The sequence below is a fragment of the Streptomyces incanus genome, from assembly GCF_042656345.1.
GTDB lineage: Bacteria > Actinomycetota > Actinomycetes > Streptomycetales > Streptomycetaceae > Streptomyces > Streptomyces incanus.
The window spans coordinates 1-22248 of the sequence record NZ_JBHSPC010000006.1; the positions used below are offsets into that span (position 1 = coordinate 1).

Sequence of the window (22248 nt, forward strand, 5' to 3'; positions counted from 1 at the left end):
GCCGCCGTCACCATCCGCGAAGACCGCCCCGGCGACCGCCGCCTGGTCGCCTACGTCGTCACCAACACCCCCACCGGCCCCACAGCGCTCCGCGACACCCTCCGCACCACCCTGCCGGAGCACATGATCCCGGCCGCGATCGTCACCCTCGACGCCCTCCCCCTGACCGTCAACGGCAAACTCGACCGCACCGCACTCCCCGCACCCGACCTCACCGCCACCGGTGCGGGCCGGGCTCCCCGGACCGTCCAGGAAGCGCTGCTCTGCGACCTGTTCGCCGAGGTGCTCGGGGTGGAGACCGTCGGCGTCGACGACGGCTTCTTCGACCTCGGAGGCCACTCCCTGCTGGCCACCCGGCTCGCGAGCCGTGTCCGGGACGAGCTCGGCGTGGAGCTCCCGGTGCGCAGCGTCTTCGAGCACCCGACCGTGGCCGCGCTCGTCCGGCAGCTCGGCTCGGCGTCCGGGGTACGTCCCCCGGTGCGCGCGGCCGAACGCCCCGCGGAGGTTCCGCTCTCCTTCGCCCAGCGCAGACTGTGGTTCCTCGGTCATTTCGACGGGCCCGGCTCCGCGTACAACATTCCGCTGGCGCTGAGTCTGACCGGCGATCTGGACCGGGCTGCTCTCGCCGCCGCGCTGCGTGACGTGGTCGACCGGCACGAGAGCCTGCGGACCGTCTTCCCCGACACCGACGGACGCCCGCGCCAGCTGGTGCTGGACGTCTCCGCCCTCGGCCTCGAACTGCCGGTCACCGAGGTCACCGAGGCCGAGCTCCCCGGCGCGCTGAGCGCCGCGGCCGGCCACGCCTTCGACCTGACGGCCGATGTGCCGTTGAAGGCGGACCTCTTCGCTCTCGCTCCCGACCGGCATGTGCTCCACCTGCTGGTGCACCACATCGCCGCCGACGGCGCCTCGCTGGCGCCGCTGGCCAGGGACCTGTCCACCGCCTACGCGGCGCGCCGCCTGGCGCGGACCCCCGACTGGGAGCCCCTGCGGGTGCAGTACGCGGACTACACGCTGTGGCAGCGGGACGTGCTGGGCAGCGAGGACGACCCGGACAGCAAGGTGTCGGCCCAGCTGGAACACTGGCGCACCGCTCTCGCGGATCTCCCCGAGGAGCTGACGCTGCCGGCCGACCGGCCGCGGCCCCAGCGTTCCTCCCACCGCGGCGGCCTGGTCCCGCTGGAACTCGACGCCGAGCTGCACACCCGGATCACGACGCTGGCACGCCGTACCGGTACCAGCGTGTTCATGGTCCTCCAGGCGGCCACCGCCGCCCTGCTGACCAAGATGGGGGCCGGCACGGACGTCCCGATCGGCACGCCGGTCGCCGGACGCACCGACAGCGCCCTCGACGACCTCGTGGGCTTCTTCGTCAACACCCTGGTGCTGCGCACCGACACCTCCGGCAACCCGACCTTCCGGGAACTGCTGGCACGGGTCCGGGACACCGACCTCGCCGCCTACGCCCACCAGGACGTTCCGTTCGAGCGGCTCGTGGAGGTGATGAACCCGGAGCGCTCGGCGGCCCGGCACCCGTTGTTCCAGGTCAACCTGACCTTCCACAACCAGGCCCCCGCCGCGGACGGCCTGGAACTGCCCGGGCTGACCTTCGGCGGTCACCCGGTCGAACACAGCGTCGCCAAGTACGACCTGGCGCTGAGCCTCACCGAGCAGCGGACCCCCGAGGGTTCGGCCGCGGGGATCACGGGTGCTCTGGAGTTCGCCGTCGACCTCTTCGACCCGTCCACGGCCGGCAGCCTGGCCGAGCGCTTCGTGCGGCTGCTGTCCACGTGGACCGAGGAGCCCGACCGTGCGCTCGGCGACGTGCACGTCCTGGACGCGGCCGAGTGGGATGCCGCTCTCGCCGGTGCGGGTGCGGTGGTGGACGAGGCCGGTACGGACGGACCGTCACTGGCGGAACTGTTCGAGGACCGCGCCGCCGGCACCCCCGACGCCATCGCCCTGGTGTGCGGCGACCGGACACTCTCCTACCGCGAACTGAACACCACCGCGAACCGGCTGGCACGCCGACTGATCGCGGACGGCGCCGGACCCGGCCGATACGTCGGCCTCGCCCTGCCCCGATCCATCGAACTCGTCACCGCCCTGCTCGCCGTCATCAAATCCGGCGCCGCCTACGTCCCCATGGACCCCGACTACCCCGCCGACCGCCTCGCCCACATGGTCACCGACTCCTCCCCCGCCCTGATCGTCACCACCACCGGCGTGGACCTCTCCGGCATCGACCACGGCGACGCGACCACCCTCCTCCTGGACGACCCCCACACACACTCCGGCCTGCACGCCCTGCCCGACGGCGACCTGTCGGACACCGAACGCGGCGGCCCGCTGTCCGCCGGCTCCGCCGCCTACGTCATCTACACCTCCGGCTCCACCGGCCGCCCCAAGGGCGTCGTCGTCCCCCACCGCAACGTCGCCCGCCTCTTCACCGCGACCGACCACTGGTTCGGCTTCGGACCGGACGACGTGTGGACGCTGTTTCACAGCTACGCCTTCGACTTCTCCGTCTGGGAGATCTGGGGCCCCCTGCTGCACGGCGGCCGCCTCGTCGTCGTGCCCTTCGAGGTCTCCCGCTCCCCGGAGGACTTCCTGGCCCTGCTCGCCGACCAGAAGGTCACCGTCCTCAACCAGACCCCGTCCGCCTTCTACCAGCTGATGCGCACCGAGAGCGAACGCCCCGACCTCGGCACACGACTCGCGCTGCGCTACGTCATCTTCGGCGGCGAGGCCCTCGACCTCCGGCGCCTTCAGGAGTGGTACGACCGCCACCCCGACACCGCCCCCCGCCTGGTCAACATGTACGGCATCACCGAGACCACCGTCCACGTCACCCACCGCGCACTGGATGCCGGTGGCGCCGCCTCGGCGACGGCCAGCCTCATCGGCCGGCCGATCCCGGATCTGCGGGTGCACGTCCTCGACGCGCGCCTCGCTCCGGTCCCCGCCGGTGTCGTCGGTGAGATGTACGTGGCCGGCGCGGGCCTGGCCGACGGCTATCTCGGCCGGCACGCCCTGACCGCCGAGCGCTTCGTCGCCGACCCGTACGGCCCGCCCGGCACCCGCATGTACCGCACCGGCGACCTGGCACGCCGTACCAAGGACGGTGAGCTGGAGTACCTCGGCCGCGCCGACCACCAGGTCAAGATCCGCGGCTTCCGCATCGAGCTCGGCGAGATCGAGGCCTGCCTCGCCTCGCACCCGCAGGTCGGCCAGGTCGCCGTCGTCGTACGGGAGGACCGGCCGGGCGGGCGCAAGCTCGTCGGGTACGTCGTCCCGCAGGCGGAGAGCGGGGCCCCGGAGGCGGAGGACCTGCGCAAGCACCTGCGTACGCAGCTCCCCGAGTACATGGTGCCGTCGGCGTTCGTCACGCTCGACGTCCTGCCGCTGACCGCCAACGGCAAGCTCGACCGCAAGGCGCTGCCCGCCCCCGACTTCGCCGCGGCGGCGGGAGGCCGCGCGGCGCGGACCGAGCGCGAGGAGCTGCTCTGCGGCCTGTTCGCGGAAGTCCTCGGGCTGCCCGCCGTCGGCGTGGACGACGGCTTCTTCGACCTGGGCGGCGACTCCATCGTCTCCATCCAGCTCGTCGCCCGCGCCCGCAGGGCCGGGCTGCTCCTGACCCCGCGCGACATCTTCGAGCACAAGACGGTCGAGGCGCTGGCCACCGTCGCCGCCGTCGTCGACCGCACGGCCGACGAGGGCCCGGACGCCGGGATCGGGACCGTGGGGGCGACGCCGATCGTCCGCTGGCTGGAGGAACGCGGCGGCCCCGTCGACCGCTTCAACCAGTCGACGCTGCTCCAGGTCCCCGCGGGTGCGTCGGCCGGGCATCTGACGGCCGCGCTGCAGACGCTGCTGGACCACCACGACATGCTGCGGGCGCGGCTGACGCGCGGCGCCGACGGCTGGTCGCTGGAGGTCCCGGACCGTGGCACGGCCGACGCGGCCGACCTGCTGCACCGGGTGGCGCTGCCGTCCGGCCCGGTCAGGGCCGAGACGCTCGCCGGCGCCCTGGAGGAGCACGCCACCGCGGCGTGGGACCGGCTCTCGCCCGAGGACGGCGTCATGGTCCAGGCGGTCTGGTTCGACGCCGGGCCGGACCACCCGGGGCGGCTGCTGCTGATCGCCCACCACCTCGTGGTCGACGGCGTCTCCTGGCGGGTCATCACCCCCGACCTGGCCGCGGCGTACCACGCCCTGGCCGGCGGCGGGAAGCCGGTGCTCGAACCGGTGCCCACGTCCTTCCGTACCTGGGCCCGCCTGCTGAACGAGGAGGCCCGCAAGCCCGCACGCGTCGGCGACCTGAGCCGCTGGACGACGATGCTGGCCGACGGCGAACCGCTGCTCGGCGAACGTCCGCTCGATCCGGCGCGTGACACCCAGGCGACCGCGCGCACCCTCACCCTGTCCCTCGCCCGCGAGCACACCGAACCGCTGCTGACCTCCGTCGTCTCCGCGTTCCACGCCGGGGTGAACGACGTGCTGCTGACCGGATTCGCGCTGGCCGTCGCCGAGTGGCAGGAGAGCCGGGGCCGCCACACCCAGGGCGTACTGGTGGACCTCGAAGGCCACGGCAGGACCGGACCGGGCGGCGACGCCGTCTGCGACCTGTCGCGCACGGTCGGCTGGTTCACCGGGATCCACCCGGTGCGGCTGGAGACCGGCCACCAGGACTGGGAGCAGCTCACCGCCACCGGCTCGGGTGCGGGCAGGGTGCTCAAGCAGGTCAAGGAGCAGTTGCGGGCGGTGCCCGACCACGGGCTCGGGTACGGGCTGCTGCGCCACCTCAACCCGAACACCCGGACCGTCCTGGCCGAACTCGCCCCGCCGCAGATCGGGTTCAACTACCTGGGCCGGCTCGGCGGGGGCGGCGAAGCGGCCGAGGCCGCTGACTGGGGCCCGGCCCCCGAGTCCGGCGGGCTCGGCGGCGGTTCCGACGACGCCATGCCGCTCGCGCACCCGCTGGAGGTCAACGCCTTCACCCAGGACGGCCCCGAGGGTCCGCGGCTCGTGGCCACCTGGACCTGGGCCGGGGACCTGCTCGGCGAGGAGGACGTGGCCGGGCTGGCCGAAGGGTGGTTCCGCATGCTGCGCATGCTCGCCGAGCACGCGGCCGCTCCCGAGGCCGGCGGCTGGACGCCTTCCGACCTGCCGCTGGTGTCACTGAGCCAGCACGACATCGACGGGCTCGGTGACGACCTCGAGGGCGACTTCGAGGACGACTTCGAGGACGACTTCGACGGTTCTGACGCGTCCGACGGTCACCAGGACCGAGGGACGCAAGCGGAACCAGCAGAACAGCGGAACCAGCAGAACAACGGACACGACGCCGCCGATGCCGGCACCAACTGGAGGAACCGATGACCAAGCCGGCGATCGAGGACGTACTCCCGCTGTCACCGCTGCAGGAGGGGCTGCTGTTCCACGCCCTGCTCGACGAGCAGGAGATGGACGTCTACACGGTGCAGCTGGTGCTGGAGCTGACCGGCATCGTGGACACCGAGCGGATGACGGCCGCCGTCGCCGCGCTCGTCGCCCGGCACACCAGTCTGCGCGCCGGCTTCCGGCACGAGGGCCTGGAGCGCCCGGTGCAGGTGATCCGCAGCCGGGTCCGGCCGCCCTACCGGGAGGTCGACCTCGGCGGACTGCCACAGGACGAGCGGCCCGCCGCGCTGGAACGGGCCCTGGCCGAGGACCGCGCGCGCCGCTTCGACCTGAACCGGCCGCCGCTGGTGCGCTTCACCCTGGTGCGCCTCGGCGAGCGCGAGCACCGGCTCGTGGTGAGCAACCACCACATCCTGCTGGACGGCTGGTCCACACCGCTGCTGGTCAGCGAGCTCTTCACGCTGTACAGGCAGCACGGCGACCCGTCCGGGATGCCGCACGTCACGCCGTACCGCGACTATCTGGCGTGGGTGGCCAAGCAGGACCGGGCGCAGAGCGAGCAGGCCTGGCGCGAGGTACTCGGGGACGTCTGCGAGCCCACCCTGCTGGCTCCCGCGGACCCGCCCCGCCGGCCGGTCCGGCCGCGCCATCACACGCTGGACCTGTCCGAGGAGTTCACCTCCGCGCTGGCGGCGCGGACCCGCGGGAGCGGTCTGACGCTGAACACCGTCCTGCAGGGCGTGTGGGGGCTGCTGCTGGGCCGCCTCACCGGCCGGGACGACGTCGTCTTCGGCGGTACGGTCTCCGGGCGCCCGCCGGAGCTGCCCGGTGTGGAGCACATGATCGGGCTGTTCATCAACACCCTGCCGGTCCGGGTCACCCTCGACCCCACCGAATCGCTGGCCGGGCTCCTGGCCCGGCTGCAGAAGCAGCAGTCCGGCCTCATGAGCCACCAGCAGCTGAGCCTCACCGAAGTGCAGTCCCTCGGCGGCTGGAAGGAGGGTGTCGGCGAGCTGTTCGACACGCTCACCGTGACGGAGAACTACCCCGTCGACCCGTCCGCGCTGGCGGCCGAGGACCCGGGTGACCCGGACGAGCTGCGGGTCACCGGGCTGGTGGGGGAGGACGCCAACCACTACCCGATGAGTCTCGCGGCCGTCCCCGGCCCCCGGCTCCACCTGCGGCTGAGCTACCGGCCCGACCTGTTCTCCGACGAGACCGTGCGGCTGGTGGGAGGCCGTCTGGAGGCGCTGCTGCGGGCCGTGGTCGAGGACCCGGAGCGGGCCGTCGGCCGGTTGGACGTCGTCTCCCCCCAGGAGCACCGGCGGCTCGTCGACGAATGGAGCCGCGACGGCGACGGGCCGCGGGCCCGGACCTTCCCCGAACTGTTCGAGGAGCAGGTCCGCAGCACCCCGGACGCCGACGCCGTCGTCGCGCCGGGGGTCCTGCTCCGTTACGCCGAGCTGAACGAGCGGGCCAACCGGCTCGCCCGGCTGCTGGCCGCGCGCGGGGCCGGGCCGGAGAGGATCGTCGCCCTGCTGCTGCCCCGGTCGGTGGACATCGTGGTGGCGCAGCTCGCGGTGCTCAAGTCCGGGGCCGCCTACCTGCCGGTGGACCCGTCCTATCCGGCCGAGCGCATCGCGTTCATGCTCGACGACGCGGCGCCGGTACTCGCCGTCACCGCCTTCGGTGTCACCCTGCCGCAGGGCACGCCGCCGACCGGGCTCCCGGTGCTGCGGCTGGACGACCCGGCCGTCACCGGGGAGCTCGCCGCGCTGCCAGCCCACGACCTGGCCGACTCCGACCGCACCGCCGCGCTGCTGCCCGGTCATCCCGCGTACGTCATCCACACCTCCGGTTCCACCGGCAGGCCCAAGGGTGTGGTGGTACAGCACACCGGGCTGGCGGCCTTCTCCGCCGCGGTGGCGGAAGGGTTCGCCGTGGACGGCACGGCCCGGGTGCTCCAGTTCGCCTCGCCGAGCTTCGACGCCTCGGTGCTGGAACTGTGCTCGGCGCTGCCGGCCGGGGCCGCGCTCGTCGTGCCCCCGCCCGGCCCGCTCGGTGACGAGGCCCTCGCCGAGGTGCTGCGCGAGCAGCGGGTGACCCATGCCCTGGTGCCGCCGGCGGCGCTCGCCACCGTGCCCGTGGAAGGGCTGGCCGACTTCCGCTCCCTGGTCGTCGGCGGCGACGCCACCGGCGCCGAACTCGTGGACCGCTGGGCGCCGGGCCGCCGCATGGTCAACGCCTACGGGCCGACCGAGGCCACCGTCGCGGCCACCCTCAGCGAGCCCCTGACCGCGGGGGGCGGCACTCCGCCCATCGGCCGGCCGGTCCGCGGCACCAGGGTCTACGTACTGGGTGACACGCTGCGCCCCGTGCCCGTCGGCGTACCGGGTGAGCTCTACGTGGCCGGGGACGGTCTGGCCCGCGGCTACCTGGGCCGTGCGGCACTGACGGCCGAACGGTTCACCGCCTGCCCGTACGGCGGGCCCGGCGAGCGGATGTACCGCACCGGGGACCTGGCGCGGTGGACCGGCGACGGCACTCTGGAGTACCTCGGCCGCGCCGACGACCAGGTGAAGATCCGCGGCTTCCGCGTCGAACTCGGCGAGGTCGAGTCGGCGCTCGCCGCGCTGCCCGGTGTCGGCCGTGCGGTGTCGGTGGTGCGGGAGAACGCCGGGGGCGACCGGATGATCGTGGCCTACGTCGTCCCGGCGGACCCGGCCGGGCCGGCCGGCTGCCTGGAACCGGACGCGCTGCGGGCCGGTCTGGCCGGCACGCTCCCCGAGTACATGGTGCCCGCCGCGTTCGTACGGCTGGACGAGGTTCCGCTGATGCCGAACGGAAAGCTGGACCGCAGGGCGCTGCCCGACCCCGAGTTCACCGGGGCGCTGGGCAGCGGGGCGCCCCGTACCCCCGAGGAGGAGGTGCTCTGCGGTCTGTTCGCCGAGGTGCTCTCGCTGCCCAGGGTCGGCGTCGACGACAACTTCTTCGATCTCGGCGGGCACTCGCTGCTCGCGACCCGGGTGATCAGCCGGGCGCGGGCCGCGTTCGGCGTGCGGCTCTCGGTGCGCAGCCTGCTGGAGAACCCGACCGTGGCCGCACTGGCCGCCGAGCTCACCGCCGGCTCCGACCACGACCCGTTCGACGTGCTGCTGCCCCTGCGGCCCGGCGGCTCGAAACCGGGCGTGTTCTGCCTGCACCCCGGGGCCGGTATCGGGTGGGGCTACTCGGGCCTGCTGCGGCACATCCCGGCCGACCACCCGATCTACGCGCTCCAGGCGCGAGGGCTCGCCCGCGACGAGGAACTGCCCTCCTCCATCCAGGAGATGGCCGACGACTACCTCGACCGGATCCGCGGCGTCCAGCCGTCCGGTCCCTACCACCTGGTGGGCTGGTCCCTCGGTGGAATCCTCGCGCACATGATCGCCACCCGGCTCCAGGAGGCGGGCGAGCAGGTCGGGCTGCTGGCCGTGCTGGACACCGACCCGGACATCCCCTCCGAGGAGCACGCGGGTCTCGCGTACGACGAACAGGACGTGCTGGCGACGCTGTTGGACCTCAGCGGCCGGGCAGGGGACCGCGACCCGGCCGAGCCGCTGGTGTACGAACGGGTGATGGAGGTCCTGCGGGCCGGGGACAGTGCGCTCGCCGGCCTGGAAAAGCGCCATATCAGCGCGCTCGCCCGTGTTGGCACCAACATGTCGAGGAGCATCATCCACCCGTACGGCCCTGGTCTACTGGGCATCGTCCGTGGCGATGTCATGCTGACCGTCGCAGGCCGGGACCATGCCTCCCCGCAGGCGATGGCCGCGGCGTGGCGGCCCTTCGTGGAGGGGCGGGTCGACATCCAGGTCGTCGACTGCGGGCACAACGAGCTGACCCGGCCGGGGCCCATCGGCGAGATCGGCCGGGCGCTCGCCGCGCAGTTGCGCGAGCTCCGGTGAACCGCCGGAGCACCACCGTGCCGACGACCCGCCACAGCGCACCCACTTGGAGCAAGCCCCTATGACCAGCGCCACCGCGGCACTGGGCGGAGCCGACGTCGAGGACCGTGAGCTCGACAGCTTCGACCTGACCGATCCCCGGACCTATCAGACGACCGACGTCCACGCCATGTGGCGCCGGTTCCGCGCCGAGCGCCCGGTGCACCGTCATCCGGCGACCGCGGCGGGACCCGAATTCTGGGTCCTGTCCAAGTACGACGACATCATGAAGGTGTACAAGGACGACGACAACTTCACCTCCGAGCGAGGGAACCTGCTGGTCACGCTGTTGCACGGCAGTGACTCCGCGGCGGGCAAGATGCTCGCGGTCACCGACGGCCCCCGGCACGCGGCGATCCGCAAGCTGATGCTCAAGTCGTTCTCGCCGCGCGCCCTGCGGCACATCTCGGAGCAGGTCGTGCAGCGCACCCGCATGCTCCTCGGGACCGCGGTGGAGCGGGGCGAGGCGGACTTCGCTCGGGACGTCGCCGAGCACATCCCGATCGCCACCATCTGCGACCTGCTGGGCGTCCCCGAGGCGGACCGCGCCTTCCTGCTCGGCCTCAACAAGCAGGCACTCAGCTCCAGTACGGCCGACACCAGTGCCGAGGACTCCTGGCTCGCCCGCAACGAGATCCTTCTGTACTTCGGTGAGCTCGCCGAGGAGCGCAGGAGGAACCCGGTCGACGACGTCATCAGCGTGCTGGCCACCGGCCGGATCGACGGGAAGCCGCTCGACGAGGACGAGATCGTCCTGAACTGCTACAGCCTGATCATCGGCGGCGACGAGACCAGCCGGCTGTCGATGATCGGCGGGGTGCAGGCACTGATGCGTCACCCGGAGCAGTGGAACGCGCTGAAGCAGGGCGAGGTGACGGTGGAGAGCGCCGTGGAGGAGGTGCTGCGCTGGACGACCCCGGGCATGCACTTCGGCCGCCGGGCGCTGCGGGACGTCGAGGTCGCGGGGCAGCGGATCGCCGCCGGCGACATCGTCACCCTGTGGAACACCTCCGCCAACCGGGACGAGGACGTCTTCGACGCCCCCGAGACGTTCGACCTGGCCCGCACCCCCAACAAGCACGTGTCGTTCGGCTACGGGCCGCACTTCTGCCTCGGTGCGTTCCTCGGCCGGGTCGAGATCAACGCCATGCTCGACGGACTGCGGGCCGTGGCGGACCGCATCGAGCCCAACGGCCCGGTGGAGCCGGTGTTCTCCAACTTCCTCAGCGGCCTGGAGAGCATGCCCGTCCGCTTCGAGGCGGACCGTGAAGGGCTCGCCCAGTGGAGCTGAGGGCCGTCCGCCGCGCCCGCAGGTCCCGATGAGAAGGAAGAGGAAGACGATGTCGAAGGCACGAGAGGATGCCACGCCGGCGTCCGTGGTCCCGGTTTCCCGATGGGAGCGGGCCGTCGGGTACTGCGCGCTGATCGCCGGGCTCGCCTACGCCCTGCCGCACCTGTGGTGGGGGCTGGGGATCATGGTCGCCTACCCCGACACCCCCGAGTCGGTGCCGGACGTGGCCTGGCAGCGCATGATCGCCTTCTGGGGCATGGGAGTGGCCGCCGCTCTCGCCGCCCTCGCGACCACCGCCCTCTTCCGGCCCTGGGGGGACTTCTTTCCCCGGTGGCTCCGCGTCGGGGCGGCCCTGATCGGCGGCACCGGGCTCGCCCTGTGGGGACTCGGCTACGGCTACCTGCGGTTCTTCGTCGCCGTGGGCAGGGTCGAGCCGAGCGCGGAAGTGGCCGCCTCCTTCGGTCCCTGGAACTTCTACTGGTATCCCGTGTTCTTCGTCTGGGGCGCTTCGCTGGCGCTCGCCGGCCTCCACCTGCGCCGCCGCCCCCGCCGTTCGCCCGCCCCCGGGACCGATGTCCCGCAGTCGGACGGACGGACCCGAAGGGCCCCTTCAACGATCGAGGTGAACTCGTGACGAACGCCATCGAGGCCGAGGGTCTCCGCAAGAGTTACAAGGGGCACGAGGCGCTGAGCGGGGTGTCCCTCTCCGTGCCCGAGGGGACGGTCCTCGGACTCCTCGGCCCCAACGGTGCGGGCAAGACCACCACCGTCCGCATCCTGGCCACCCTGCTCCGGCCCGAGGAGGGCCGGGCGACGGTCGCCGGATTCGACGCCCTCGCCCAGCCCAAGGAGGTACGCCGCCGGATCGGCCTCACCGGCCAGTACGCGGCCCTCGACGAACGGCTCACCGGCCGCGAGAACCTGCGGCTCATCGGCACCCTGCTGCACCTGGGCAAGGGCCCGTCGCGCCGGAAGGCGGACGAGTTGCTGGAGCGGTTCGAACTCTCCGACGCCGCCGACCGGGTGGTACGGACGTACTCCGGCGGCATGCGCAGGCGGCTGGACCTGGCGGCCAGTCTGATGGTCGACCCGCCGGTCCTCTTTCTCGACGAGCCGACCACCGGACTCGACCCCAGCAGCCGGCTCGTGCTGTGGGGGATGATCCGGGAGCAGGTGGCCAAGGGCGTCACCGTCCTGCTGACCACCCAGTATCTGGAAGAGGCCGACCAGCTCGCCGACCGCATCGTGGTCATCGACTCCGGCAAGGTGATCGCCGACGGCACCGCCGACCAGCTGAAGCAGAAGGTCGGCAACGAGCGCCTCGAGGTCGCCGCGCTCGCCGCCGAGGACACCTCCCGGGTGGTGGCCGCGATCGGCGCCCGGCTCGCGACCACCCCGTCCGTCTCCGAGGACGGCCGCACCGTGTCGGTGCCGCTGCCCGACGGGATGGGCGGTGTCGCCGCCGCAGCCGCGGCGGTGGAGGAACTCGGCATCGACATAGCGGAGTTCGCCGTTCGGCGCCCTTCGCTCGACGATGTTTTCATGACGCTGACCGGCCGGACGGCCAGGGAGAAGGATTCGGCGTGACCGAGACACTGAGTGACGTACGGGCGTTGGTGGGCCGTCACTTCCGGCACATCTACCGCATACCCGAGCAGCTGATCAGCGTCACCATCATGCCGATCGCCTTCGTGCTGATCTTCGGCATGCTCTTCGGCAGTGCCATGACGGTGGAGGGCGGCAGCTACCAGGAATACATCATGGCGGGCATCTTCATCCAGGTGATGATGGCCAACATCTCCCAGACGGCCCTGGGCGTCGTCGGGGACCTGAGCAACGGCCTGGTGGACCGCTTCCGCTCACTGCCGATCTCCCGCTCCGCGGTACTGATCGGCCGTACCACCGCGGACATGGCGCTCGCCGCCTGGTCCTGCATCCTGATGGCCGGGGTCGGCTATCTCATCGGCTGGCGCATCCACAACGGACTGCCCAAGGCCCTCGCGGCGTTCGGGCTGCTGCTCCTGCTCGGCTTCGCCATGTCGTGGCTCGGCGCGCTGCTCGGTCTGGCGCTGCGCAGCACCGAATCGGTCAACGCCCTGGCGTTCATGGCGATGATGCCGCTGGTGTTCCTGTCCAACGCGTTCGTCCCGCCGGACGGGCTGCCGACCTGGCTGAGGGTCGTCGCCGAGTGGAACCCGGTCAGCATGGTGGTCACCGCCTGCAGGCAGCTCTTCGGCAACCCCACCGTGGGCCTCGGCACGGGACTGCCGGCCGAGCACCCCATCGCGATGTCGCTGCTCCTGATCGGTACCATCCTCGCCGTGGTCATCCCGATGTCGGGCCGCGCCTACAGCACGGCGACCGCCCGCTGAGGACACCCGCCCCCATGCCCGGCCGGGATTGCCCGGCCGGGATTGCCCGGCCGGGATTGCCCGGCCGGGCATCGTGCGTGGACGGCGACTCCCCGTGGAACGCCCGACCGGGATTGCCCGGCCGCGGTTTCCCGGCCGGGCACGGGGCGTGGACGGCAAGCCCGCGCGAGCGGCGGGTGGGCGCACACGGCGACTCCACGCACACGGCCAACCCACACGCACAACGACTCCACGTGAAACGCCCGACCGGGATTTCCCGGCCGGGCACGCGGCGTGGACGGCAAACCCGCGCGGGCAGCGGGTAGGCGCACACGGCCGACCCGCACGCACCGCGACTCCACGCACACCGCAAGGGAGTTCGGCGGCTACGGCATCCGGGAGCGCCCGGTGCGGGCCGAGAGGCCGGCATCTTCCGCAGCCGACCCGGTCCCGGGCGCCCGCCGGGCGGGGCGCACCCGCTGCGGACTGCGTTTCCTGGCCGCCTCCGTTCCCTGCCCGGCGGTCCGCCGTACCGGGCCGGAGCCCGACCCGCGGGGCTCGGGGCGGGACCGGTGGCGTCCCGGCGGAGCCGGGCCGCGGGCATGCGGCGAGCCCGGGTGGCCGAGGTCAGCGGCGGCCGCGGGAGAGCGAGAACAGCACCCGCAGCGTCAGTACCGAGGCGACGAGCAGCAGATTGCACCCGAGCACCTCGAACAGTCCGACCGACGGGGTGATCTCCGGTCCCCCGGACGTCTGCAGCAGCATCACCCCGACCACCCCGGCCGCGCCGCCGCTGAAGGCCAACAGCACGTCGTGGACGATGCCACGGACGAAGTCGCGGTCACGTTCGTCGGCCAGCACCCGGACGTTCACGCTCAGCCGTCCCTGCTCCAGGGCCTCCGTGATGCGGTCCACCCGGCGCGGCAGCCGGCGCAGGACCGGCAGCAGCGTGAGCATCTCGCCCGCGGCGGCCCGTCCAAGGCTCCCCGGGGCCAGCTTCCGCCGGACCTGGGAGGTCGCGAACCGGCGGGCCTCGGCGATGATGTCGTAGTCGGGGACCAGCCGGCCGAGGGACACTTCCAGTGTCGACAGGGAGCGGAACACGGCGGCGATCTCGCCGGGCACGACGAGCCCGTACCTGGTCACCAGCGCGAACAGCGCGGCGAACATGTCCCGGTCCGGCCGGGTCCCCGGAACCAGGTGCCGGGCCATGAACCGGCCCAGGTCACGGGCCAGCCGGTTCTCGTCGGCCGGTTCCGGCCGGTGCTCCACCAGTTCCAGCAGCGCGTCGCAGAGGGCCTGCTGGTCGTTGCGGTGGATCGCGACCAGCAGGTCGCGCAGTGCCGAACGCAGCACCCTGTCGATACGGCCGGCGCATCCGAAGTCCAGCAGTCCCAGTCGTCCGTCGTCCAGCAGCATGATGTTGCCCGGGTGCGGATCGGCGTGGAAGACGCCGTCGGTCATGATCTGCGCGAGGACGCAGTCCAGCAACGCTCCGGCGAGCGCCGTCCGGTCGAATCCGCGGGCGTCGGCGGACTCGGCGGCCCTGTCGAGCGTCACCCCGTCCAGCCACTCCACCACCAGCACGCGGGCGGTGGTCGGACCGTCGTGGACGGCGGGGATCCTCACTGCCGGGCGTGGGGCCGGATCTTCCGACGGGTGCTGTCCGGCATCGGCCTCCCGCGCGGCAAAGACCTCCCGGGTGGTGCGGGCCTCGGTGCGGAAGTCGAGTTCCTCCCGGAGGGAGGCTGCGAAGCCCCGGACCAGTCCGGTGACTCCGACGGAGCGGCCCCACGCGGTGCGTTCGCCGGTCCTCCGGGCGATCCGCAGGAGGATGTCCAGGTCGCGTTCCACCACCTGGCGGGCCCGGGGGCGCTGCACCTTGACGGCGACCGCCCGGCCGTCCCGCAGCCGTGCCCGGTGCACCTGGGCGACGGAGCCGGCCGCCAGCGGCACGGTGCCGAACTCGGCGAACACCTCACCCGGCGGGGCTCCGAGGTCCTCGGTGAGCACCCGCTCGATGTCGTCCCAGGGCTCGGCGGCCGCCGCGCACTGGAGCAGGCTCAGTTCGTCGATGAACTCGGCGGGCAGCAGGTCGTAGCGGGTGGAGAGCACCTGGCCGAGTTTGACGAAGGTGGTGCCCGCCTCCTCCAGGGCCATCCGCAGGGCGCGGGCGTGCTCCGTCCGGGTGGCGCTCGTCGCCGGGCCGGTCAGGCCGGACAGCCGCGGGAGGCGGCCCAGCCCGTGCCGGAGGGCGATCCTGCTGAGCTCCGTGAAGCGCTGGGTGCGTGCCACCCGGCGCTTCACGGAGCGGGGCCAGCGGACGATGCCGCCGACCGACCCGCTGGGCACCACCGCCTCGGACAGAGCCAGGAAGGTCATGGCGGCCAGCAGGGCGCAGCCCACCTGGACGGTCACCAGCACGGTGCCCGCCGCGGCGGGCCCCATCGCGGAACTCACCAGTCCGGTGGTGAGCAGCCCGGTGCATCCGGTGAGCAGGGAGCGCAGCACGCCGATCCGCAGACCGAGCAGTCTGCGCGCCCCGAAACCGAGTACCACCAGACCGAGGGCGATGGTGCCCACAGCGGTCAGGACGATGACGAACGCGGTCAACGTGAGCAGGTCACGTCGTGGCCGGCTCGGGTGCCGGCGCCGGCGCGACGTCGTCGCCTTCCGCCGGCCTCCGACCGTCGCTGCCCGGCCACCAGGCCCGTTCGCCGAGCAGCGAGGTGACCGCCGGTACCAGCACGAGCGCCATCACGAAGGCGGTGATCAGGATGCCGAACGACACCGCGAAGCCCATCTGCTGGAGCATGCTGTTGGCGGCCAGCATCAGGACGCCGAAGGTGCCGGCCAGGATGACGGCGGCGGCCCCGATGGTGGGCGCCGAGTGGGTCACGGCGAGCCGGACGGCCTCCTGCTGGGTCCTGCCCCGGGCGATCTCCTCGCGGAGGCGGGCCACCATGAGGATGTTGTAGTCGGTACCGATCGCCACCACGAAGAGGTAGACGAACACGGGCAGCGCGAACATCAGCCCGTTCTCGCCCTTGATCTGCTGGAAGACCAGGACGGCCGAGCCGAGGGTGGCACCGAACCCGAGGCCCACGGCCACGATCAGGTACCAGGGTGCGACGGCGCTGCGCAGCAGGAGTCCGAGAATCACCATGATGGCGATGCCGGCGATCGGGAACACCAGCGAGTAGTCGTGTTCGACGGCGGTGCGGATGTCCGCGAGGACCGCGCTGGTGCCGCCGACGAGCGCCTCGGTGCCCTCGGGCGCCACCCGGTGCGCGGTGTCGCGCAGGTCTCCGGAGACCAGGTCGATGGCCGCCTCCTCGGCGGGGCGGAAGTCCAGGACGACGCTGAACTGCGCCGTGTCCCCGGCGGTGCCGAGCATGGCCGGCGAGACGTCACCGACGCCCCCGACCCCGGAGAGCTTTTCGCGGAACGTCTCCAGGCCGGCCGGGTCGAGCCGGGAGCCGTCCTTGGAGGCGACGAGCACCAGGGAGGGGTCGGTCTGCCCGGCGGAGAAGCCGCGCCTGAGGTCCTCGGACGCCTGTACGGACTCCAGGTTCCGCGGCAGCGAGCTCTCACTGTCGAACTCGGCGCTGAAGCCGAACGCGGCCACGCTCATGACGGCCAGCAGGCCGCCGGAAAGGCCCGCGAGGAGGCGGGGCCGCCGCGAGACGAGGGTGCCGAGCCGGCCGGCGAGGACGCTCTTGGGCTGCTTCTTCCACGCCTTGGAGGGCCAGAACGCCTTGGTGCCCAGCAGCGAGAAGACGGCGGGTACGAGGGTGAGGGAGGCCAGCAGGGTGACGGCCACGGCGATGGCCAGCGACGGGCCCATGGCACGCAGCATGCCCATGGTGGAGAGCACCAGGGCGAGGAAGGCGACGATGACCGCGCCGGCCGCGGAGGCGATGGTCTCGCCGACCCGGGCCACCGCGTCGGTCATGGCCTGCTTGGGCGCCTGCCCCGCCCGCAGCTGCTCGCGGTACCGGAAGAGCAGGAACAGGATGTAGTCGGTGCCGACGCCGAACAGCACCACGATGAGGATGGCGGAGACCGAGTTGTCGGCCTTGAGCCCGCCGAGTTCGGCGGCGGTCGCGATCAGTCCGGTGGCCACGACGAACACCAGAAGGATCAGCAGGACCGGCAGCAGCGCGATGAGCGGACTGCGGAAGATCACCAGCAGCAGCACCACGATCAGCACCAGGGTCGCCAGCATGATCATCGCGTCGGTGTCGCCGGAGGACTCGAGGTTGTCCAGCCCGCTGGCGGTCGGCCCGGTCACCCCCATGCTCAGGCCGGTCTTCGCCAGCAGCGGCTTGGCGTCCGCCCGGAGCTGCTTCACCGACTCGAAGAGCGTCTGGTCGTAGTGGTTCTTCGTCGTGGCGAAGACGCTCGCCAGCGCCACCCTGCCGTTGGGCGAGACCGCCTCGGGGCTCGCGAGGACCGACTTCACCTTGGCGTAGCCCTCCGCCTGCAGGGCCCCGGCGATCCGGGTCACCTCCGCCAGGTCGGCCGGCGCGAGCCTGCCCCCGTCCGCGCGCTGGAACACCGCGATGGCGGAGGGCTGCTCCGCCATCGGGAACGCGCGCTGCTGCAGCTCCGTGACGCGTACCGACTCGTAGTGGGACGGCAGGAAGTCCGCCTGGTCGTTGGTGCTCTTCAACTGCGGCGCGAGCGCGACAGCGGCGACGGTCGCGATGATCCAGGCGATGATCGTCAGCCAGGGCCGGTTGACGGCGGACCGCCCTATCCGTCCGAACATGGTGCTCCTTCGTGCTTCCTGAGCTGGGGGATACCGGGGCCAACGCATGGGGGTCGCCGGTTCTCCCCGCAGTCTGGCCGCCGTGTTCCGCCGCCGACGACGGCGAGCCGCCAACGCGGCAAGAACCTGCCAGGGCCGTTGCCCGCGCTCCGGGTCCGGTGTGACAGTCCTGATGTCCGCAGCGCGACCCGGTGCGACAGTCCTGGCGTCCGCAGCGCGACCCGTCGCGGACGCACTCCACTCCCCGGCCGCCGCATGTACCGTCCGGGCCCTGCCGCGGCGTCGGCGGGCAGCCGGACGTCAGGAGCCGGCCATTGCGGCGAGCCCCCGCGTCCGGCCGTCCGCGGTGTCCGGCCGGGGAACCCCGTGCCTCATACCCTCAGGAGCCCGGATGAACGTGTTGAGCGCCCCGGAGCGCGGTTCCCTCGTGTCCGGACTCGCGGCCGACGACCCGGCACTGCGGGACCGGCTGGCCGAGCGCCTGCGGACCGTCGAACAGCGCCTCCAGGAGCACACCGCCCGCACCGCCGACCCCCGTATCGCCCCACTCGTCGGGCATCTCGTCGCCACCGGCGGAAAACGGCTGCGGCCCCTTCTGGTCCTGCTGGGCGCGGAGTTCGGGGATCCGGAGAGCGAGGGTGTCATCGACGCGGCCGTCCTGGCCGAACTCGTCCACGTCTCCTCCCTCTACCACGACGACGTCATCGACGAGGCGGGCACCCGGCACGGGGCGGACAGCGCCAACGTCCGCTGGGGAAACCGCCGCGCGGTGTTCGCCGGGGACTGGCTCCTCGCCCAGGCCGCCCGGCTGGCCTGCGAACTCGGACCGCGGGCGGTGCGGTTGAACGCGACGACCGCCGGCCGGCTGGTGCGCGGCCAGTCACTGGAGCTGCTCGGGCCCCAGCCGGGGACCGCACCCCTGGACCACTACTTCCAGGTGACGGCCGGCAAGTCCGCGTCCCTGATCGTCCTGTCGCTGCAGCTCGGCGCTCTTCAGGCAGGCGCGCCCGGGGCGTACGTCGACGTCCTCACCGAGTACGGCGAGCAACTGGGCCTCGCCTTCCAGATGTCCGACGACCTCCTCGACATCGGTTCGCCCGCGTCCGCGTCGGGCAAGGAACCGGGCATGGACGTGGAAGCCGGGGTCCTCAGCCTCCCCGTGCTCCTCGCCCTGGCCGACGACGACCCGGGCGACGGAGAGCTGCGTGCCCTGATCGCCGCCGGACCGGCCGCCGGGACACGCCCGCACCGTCGGGCGCTGGAACTCCTGCGGGACTCCGCCGCACTCGCCACGGCCGCGGCCATGAGGGACGAGCGCCTGGCACTGGCCCGTACCGCCCTCGGGGTCCTGCCTCGGACCCCGGCGCGCAGGATCCTCGGCGCGCTCTGCGACTTCGTGGCCCACCGCAGGGCCTGAAGCACCTACGGGAGACCGAACATGCCGGGGCACAGCGACACCATGCGCGACCGCACCACCCGACTCGGACCCGCGGGAGCGAGCCGCGTCCGGCCGCCCGCCGCACCGTCCGCCCCGCAGCCGCGCCCGGCCACCGGACCGCGAGGACGGAGACCGGCGGAGGTGAACGGCTTCGACCCGTCCGTGTTCCGCGTACTCGGGTCGGTCGAGGCCGAGACCGGCGGACGGACGGTCCCCCTCGGCGGAGCGAAGCAGCGCACGGTCCTCGCGGCGATGCTGCTCGCCGGGGGCCGGCCGCTCTCCGACGACCGGCTCAAGGCCCTGTTGTGGGGGTGCGAACCGCCCGCCACGGCGACGGCCCAGCTCTACACCTACATCTCCCAGCTCAGGAAGTGCCTGGGTACCGGCGTCCACCTGGAGCGGTACGCCCACGCCTACCGACTGGACACACGGGGCGCCTTCTTCGACTGGACGGCTTTCGAGAGCCTGGTGGACCGCGGTCGCGCGGACCTGACGGCGGGCCGCTACACCGCGGCCGCCGGCCACCTCGGGCAGGCGCTCGCGCTACGGCGCGGGCCGGTTCTCTCCAACGTCACCGTCCACCTCAGGGAACGCCAACGGCCCTTGCTGGACGAGGCCCTCCTGTCCGCGCGGGAAGACCGGATCGAAGCCGAACTGGCCCTGGGAAGCCACGACACGGCAATCCCGCAGCTGATGCGGCTCGTGATGGAGAACCCCCTGCGCGAGCGGCTGCTCGGCCAGCTCATGACCGCTCTGCACCGGTGCGGCCGGCAGGCGGAGGCCCTCGCGGTGTACGAGCGCGGACGGCGGATGCTCCGTGACGAACTGGGGGTGGACCCGGGCCGGGCCCTGCGTGACATCCGGCAGTCCGTGCTGACGGGCACCCTCGCGAGGCCCGCCGCGCGCAAGGGGGCGGGGACCGCCGGCACGACGCTCGCCCTGCCGGACGGCGGGCCCCGCCCTGCGGTGGCGCGGGTGCGCGACCGTGGCGCCTGGAGCGGTGTCGTGCCCGCGATGCTGCCCGCCGATGTCGCGGACTTCTCCGGCCGCCGCCGGGAGCTGGACGGCATCGCGGCCGCCCTGCGCCGAGCAGGGTCCTCCCCCGCCGTGGTGACGGGCGCCGCGGGTACCGGCAAATCGGCCCTGGCCGTGCACGCCGCGCACCGGGCACGGCAAAGCTTCCCGGACGGGCAGCTCCACGCCGACCTGTCCGGACAGTCCGAACGCCCCCGCTCCCCCGCCGAGGTGCTCGGCTGGTTCCTGCGGGCCATGGGCGTCGCGGAGCACAGCCTTCCGGCTTCCGTGGAGGAGCGCGGCCAGCTCTACCGCAGTCTGCTCGCCGACCGCCGGATGCTGGTGCTCCTGGACAACGCCGCCGACGACCGCCAGGTCCGCCCACTGCTGCCCGGCACGGGCGGCTGCCGCACGCTGATCACCGGCCGGGCCTCCTTCACCACACTGCCCGGGGCGCGTCCGGTCACCCTCGGCCCGATGAGCGCCGGGGAGGGCCGCCGGATGCTGAGCACGATCGCGGGGGCCGAACGGACCAGGGACGAGCCCGACGCGGCCGCCCGCATCGTCGAACTGTGCGACCGGCTGCCCCTCGCCCTGCGGATCGTGGCGGCCCGGCTGGCCGCGCACCCGCGCCAACGGCTCGCGGCGGCGGCGGCCCGGCTCGAACCGGAGGAACGCAGGCTCGACGAACTTCGGGCGGGCGACCTCGACGTCCGGGCGGCGCTGTCCTGCGGTCACCGGCGGGTGTCCGCACCGGTGCGGACGGCCCTGGGGGTCCTGGCGTCCGGCTGCCCCGACGTCTTCGGCGCACCCGAGGCGGCGAACGTCCTCGGTTGCCCGCGGAAGGACGCCGAGGAGGCTCTGGAGAGCCTGGCCGGTGCCCGCCTGCTGGAGGTGTCCTGCCAGGTCCCGCCGCGCTACCGCCTCACGCCGCTGGTGCGCCTCTTCGCCCGCGAGCAGCACCGGGGGGAACCGGCTTCCCCCGGCACGCCGGACGGCGGGCGACGGCCGGTCGTCCGCTGACGGGACGCGGTCAGCCGCACCCTCCCGCGTGCCCCTCGTCGAGGCCGAACGCCATCGTGGTGCCCTCCTCGCCGGTGTGCGGGAGCAGCGAACAGCTCAGGGAGTCGATGTAGGTGGCCACCAGATTGCTCCAACGGACGTCGGAGTCGACGTCCCTCCGGCCGAGCAGTCCCGAGGACCGGCCGACGGTCTCGGTTCCGCCGAAGCCGTCCTGCTGCACGAGGTCCCAGATCGTGTTCCGGGCGGTCGTCTCGTCGGACACGCTCTGGCCGTTGAGGACCGTCATCAGGTTCATCCCCCCTTGTTCCAACCAGGACGTGATCTCCTCCTCCAGTTCCGCCGGCAGCTCGTCGCTGTCGCGGCCGTCCCCCTCATGGGGCGTCCCCTCGCTCATCACAGCCTCCCTCGTCAACACGGTTCCGATCGGTCGGTACGGGAACAGCATCCGGGAAGCATCTATGAATCGCCTATGGTGAGCGGACGTGCCCGAACTTCCTGAGCCCGCCGACCGGGGTGCCCTGCTTGGCACACCGACGGCTTCTACGGGTGACGTTCCGGCGACAGGTCGACACCGGGCGTCTCCCGGCCGGCCGGTTCGAGGGAGGTACGCGGTACGGAAGCCTCGTCACAGGGGAGTTGGACGGCCACCGCGCCGCCGTAGGCTCCGTTGCGGTCCCGTCCCTCGGTGAGACACAAGTGGGCTCGTGGGCAGAGCGGATGGTGAACCAGCCGTCGGCGGACGGGCCGGTCGACGGTGCCCTCGCGCGGGAACTGCGGATCTCGGCGAACACGGTTCGCAAAGGGCGGGTCCGGTTCGCGAAGACCGGGCTGGATGACCTGGCGGACGCAAAGCGTTCGGGGCGGCCAAAGGCATACGGGTCCGAGGTGCGCGTCGCGATCATGGCTGCTGCCACCGCAGCCCCGCCCCCGCCCGGAGTCGACCTGGTCGCACCGCACCATGGCTGAGC

The 22248-nt window shown here is 72.8% G+C and carries 12 protein-coding genes; 9 read left to right on the forward strand and 3 right to left on the reverse strand.

From position 1 onward, the window contains the following. From ACFP2V_RS00995 to ACFP2V_RS01020, 6 genes are all read left to right on the forward strand, one after another. On the forward strand, window positions 1–5382 hold a 5382-nt coding region (locus tag ACFP2V_RS00995; protein WP_381204357.1), incomplete at its 5' end, for an amino acid adenylation domain-containing protein. Further along, window positions 5379–9350 (forward strand): amino acid adenylation domain-containing protein, encoded by a 3972-nt coding sequence (locus tag ACFP2V_RS01000; protein ID WP_381204358.1) that lies wholly within the window; start codon window positions 5379–5381, stop codon window positions 9348–9350. The genes ACFP2V_RS00995 and ACFP2V_RS01000, both read left to right, overlap by 4 nt. 61 nt (window positions 9351–9411) lie before the next feature. Then, complete coding sequence (locus ACFP2V_RS01005) at window positions 9412–10680, forward strand: cytochrome P450 (protein ID WP_381204359.1); 1269 nt, start codon at window positions 9412–9414, stop codon at window positions 10678–10680. Between the two features lie 49 nt (window positions 10681–10729). Continuing rightward, complete coding sequence (locus ACFP2V_RS01010; RefSeq protein ID WP_381204360.1) at window positions 10730–11314, forward strand: DUF3995 domain-containing protein; 585 nt, start codon at window positions 10730–10732, stop codon at window positions 11312–11314. Then, complete coding sequence (locus ACFP2V_RS01015; RefSeq protein WP_381204361.1) at window positions 11311–12267, forward strand: ATP-binding cassette domain-containing protein; 957 nt, start codon at window positions 11311–11313, stop codon at window positions 12265–12267. The genes ACFP2V_RS01010 and ACFP2V_RS01015 overlap by 4 nt, the downstream gene beginning before the upstream one ends. Further along, on the forward strand, window positions 12264–13052 hold the full coding sequence (locus tag ACFP2V_RS01020) for an ABC transporter permease (protein WP_381204362.1): 789 nt from the start codon (window positions 12264–12266) through the stop codon (window positions 13050–13052). The genes ACFP2V_RS01015 and ACFP2V_RS01020 overlap by 4 nt, the downstream gene beginning before the upstream one ends. A gap of 606 nt (window positions 13053–13658) precedes the next feature. Here ACFP2V_RS01020 and ACFP2V_RS01025 read toward each other — a convergent pair. Next, window positions 13659–15644 (reverse strand): ABC1 kinase family protein, encoded by a 1986-nt coding sequence (locus tag ACFP2V_RS01025; RefSeq protein WP_381204363.1) that lies wholly within the window; start codon window positions 15642–15644, stop codon window positions 13659–13661. 10 nt (window positions 15645–15654) lie between these two features. After that, complete coding sequence (locus ACFP2V_RS01030) at window positions 15655–17805, reverse strand: MMPL family transporter (RefSeq protein ID WP_381204364.1); 2151 nt, start codon at window positions 17803–17805, stop codon at window positions 15655–15657. Between the two features lie 391 nt (window positions 17806–18196). On the opposite strand from ACFP2V_RS01030, the gene ACFP2V_RS01035 reads away from it, so the two are divergent. Both ACFP2V_RS01035 and ACFP2V_RS01040 read left to right on the forward strand, forming a co-directional pair. Further along, a complete protein-coding gene (locus ACFP2V_RS01035; RefSeq protein WP_381204365.1) occupies window positions 18197–19222 on the forward strand; it encodes a polyprenyl synthetase family protein in 1026 nt (341 codons plus the stop codon). Window positions 19223–19384: 162 nt separating this feature from the next. Continuing rightward, a complete protein-coding gene (locus ACFP2V_RS01040; protein ID WP_381204366.1) occupies window positions 19385–21280 on the forward strand; it encodes an AfsR/SARP family transcriptional regulator in 1896 nt (631 codons plus the stop codon). Between the two features lie 10 nt (window positions 21281–21290). On the opposite strand, the gene ACFP2V_RS01045 is transcribed toward ACFP2V_RS01040, so the two are convergent. Next, window positions 21291–21674: a DUF6269 family protein gene (locus ACFP2V_RS01045; protein WP_381204367.1), complete on the reverse strand. Its 384-nt coding sequence runs from the start codon at window positions 21672–21674 to the stop codon at window positions 21291–21293. Window positions 21675–21976: 302 nt separating this feature from the next. Here ACFP2V_RS01045 and ACFP2V_RS01050 point away from each other — a divergent pair, with 302 nt between their 5' ends. Continuing rightward, window positions 21977–22246 carry a hypothetical protein gene (locus ACFP2V_RS01050; RefSeq protein ID WP_381204368.1) on the forward strand — a complete coding sequence of 90 codons (270 nt, stop codon included), beginning with the start codon at window positions 21977–21979 and terminating at the stop codon, window positions 22244–22246. Window positions 22247–22248: the final 2 nt, after the last annotated feature.

Coding starts and splice junctions, on each gene's coding strand:
- ACFP2V_RS01000 (WP_381204358.1), top strand. CDS start 5,379: ATGACCAAGCCGGCGATCGAGGACGTACTCCCGCTGTCACCGCTGCAG.
- ACFP2V_RS01005 (WP_381204359.1), top strand. CDS start 9,412: ATGACCAGCGCCACCGCGGCACTGGGCGGAGCCGACGTCGAGGACCGT.
- ACFP2V_RS01010 (WP_381204360.1), top strand. CDS start 10,730: ATGTCGAAGGCACGAGAGGATGCCACGCCGGCGTCCGTGGTCCCGGTT.
- ACFP2V_RS01030 (WP_381204364.1), bottom strand. CDS start 17,805: ATGTTCGGACGGATAGGGCGGTCCGCCGTCAACCGGCCCTGGCTGACG.
- ACFP2V_RS01035 (WP_381204365.1), top strand. CDS start 18,197: ATGAACGTGTTGAGCGCCCCGGAGCGCGGTTCCCTCGTGTCCGGACTC.
- ACFP2V_RS01045 (WP_381204367.1), bottom strand. CDS start 21,674: ATGAGCGAGGGGACGCCCCATGAGGGGGACGGCCGCGACAGCGACGAG.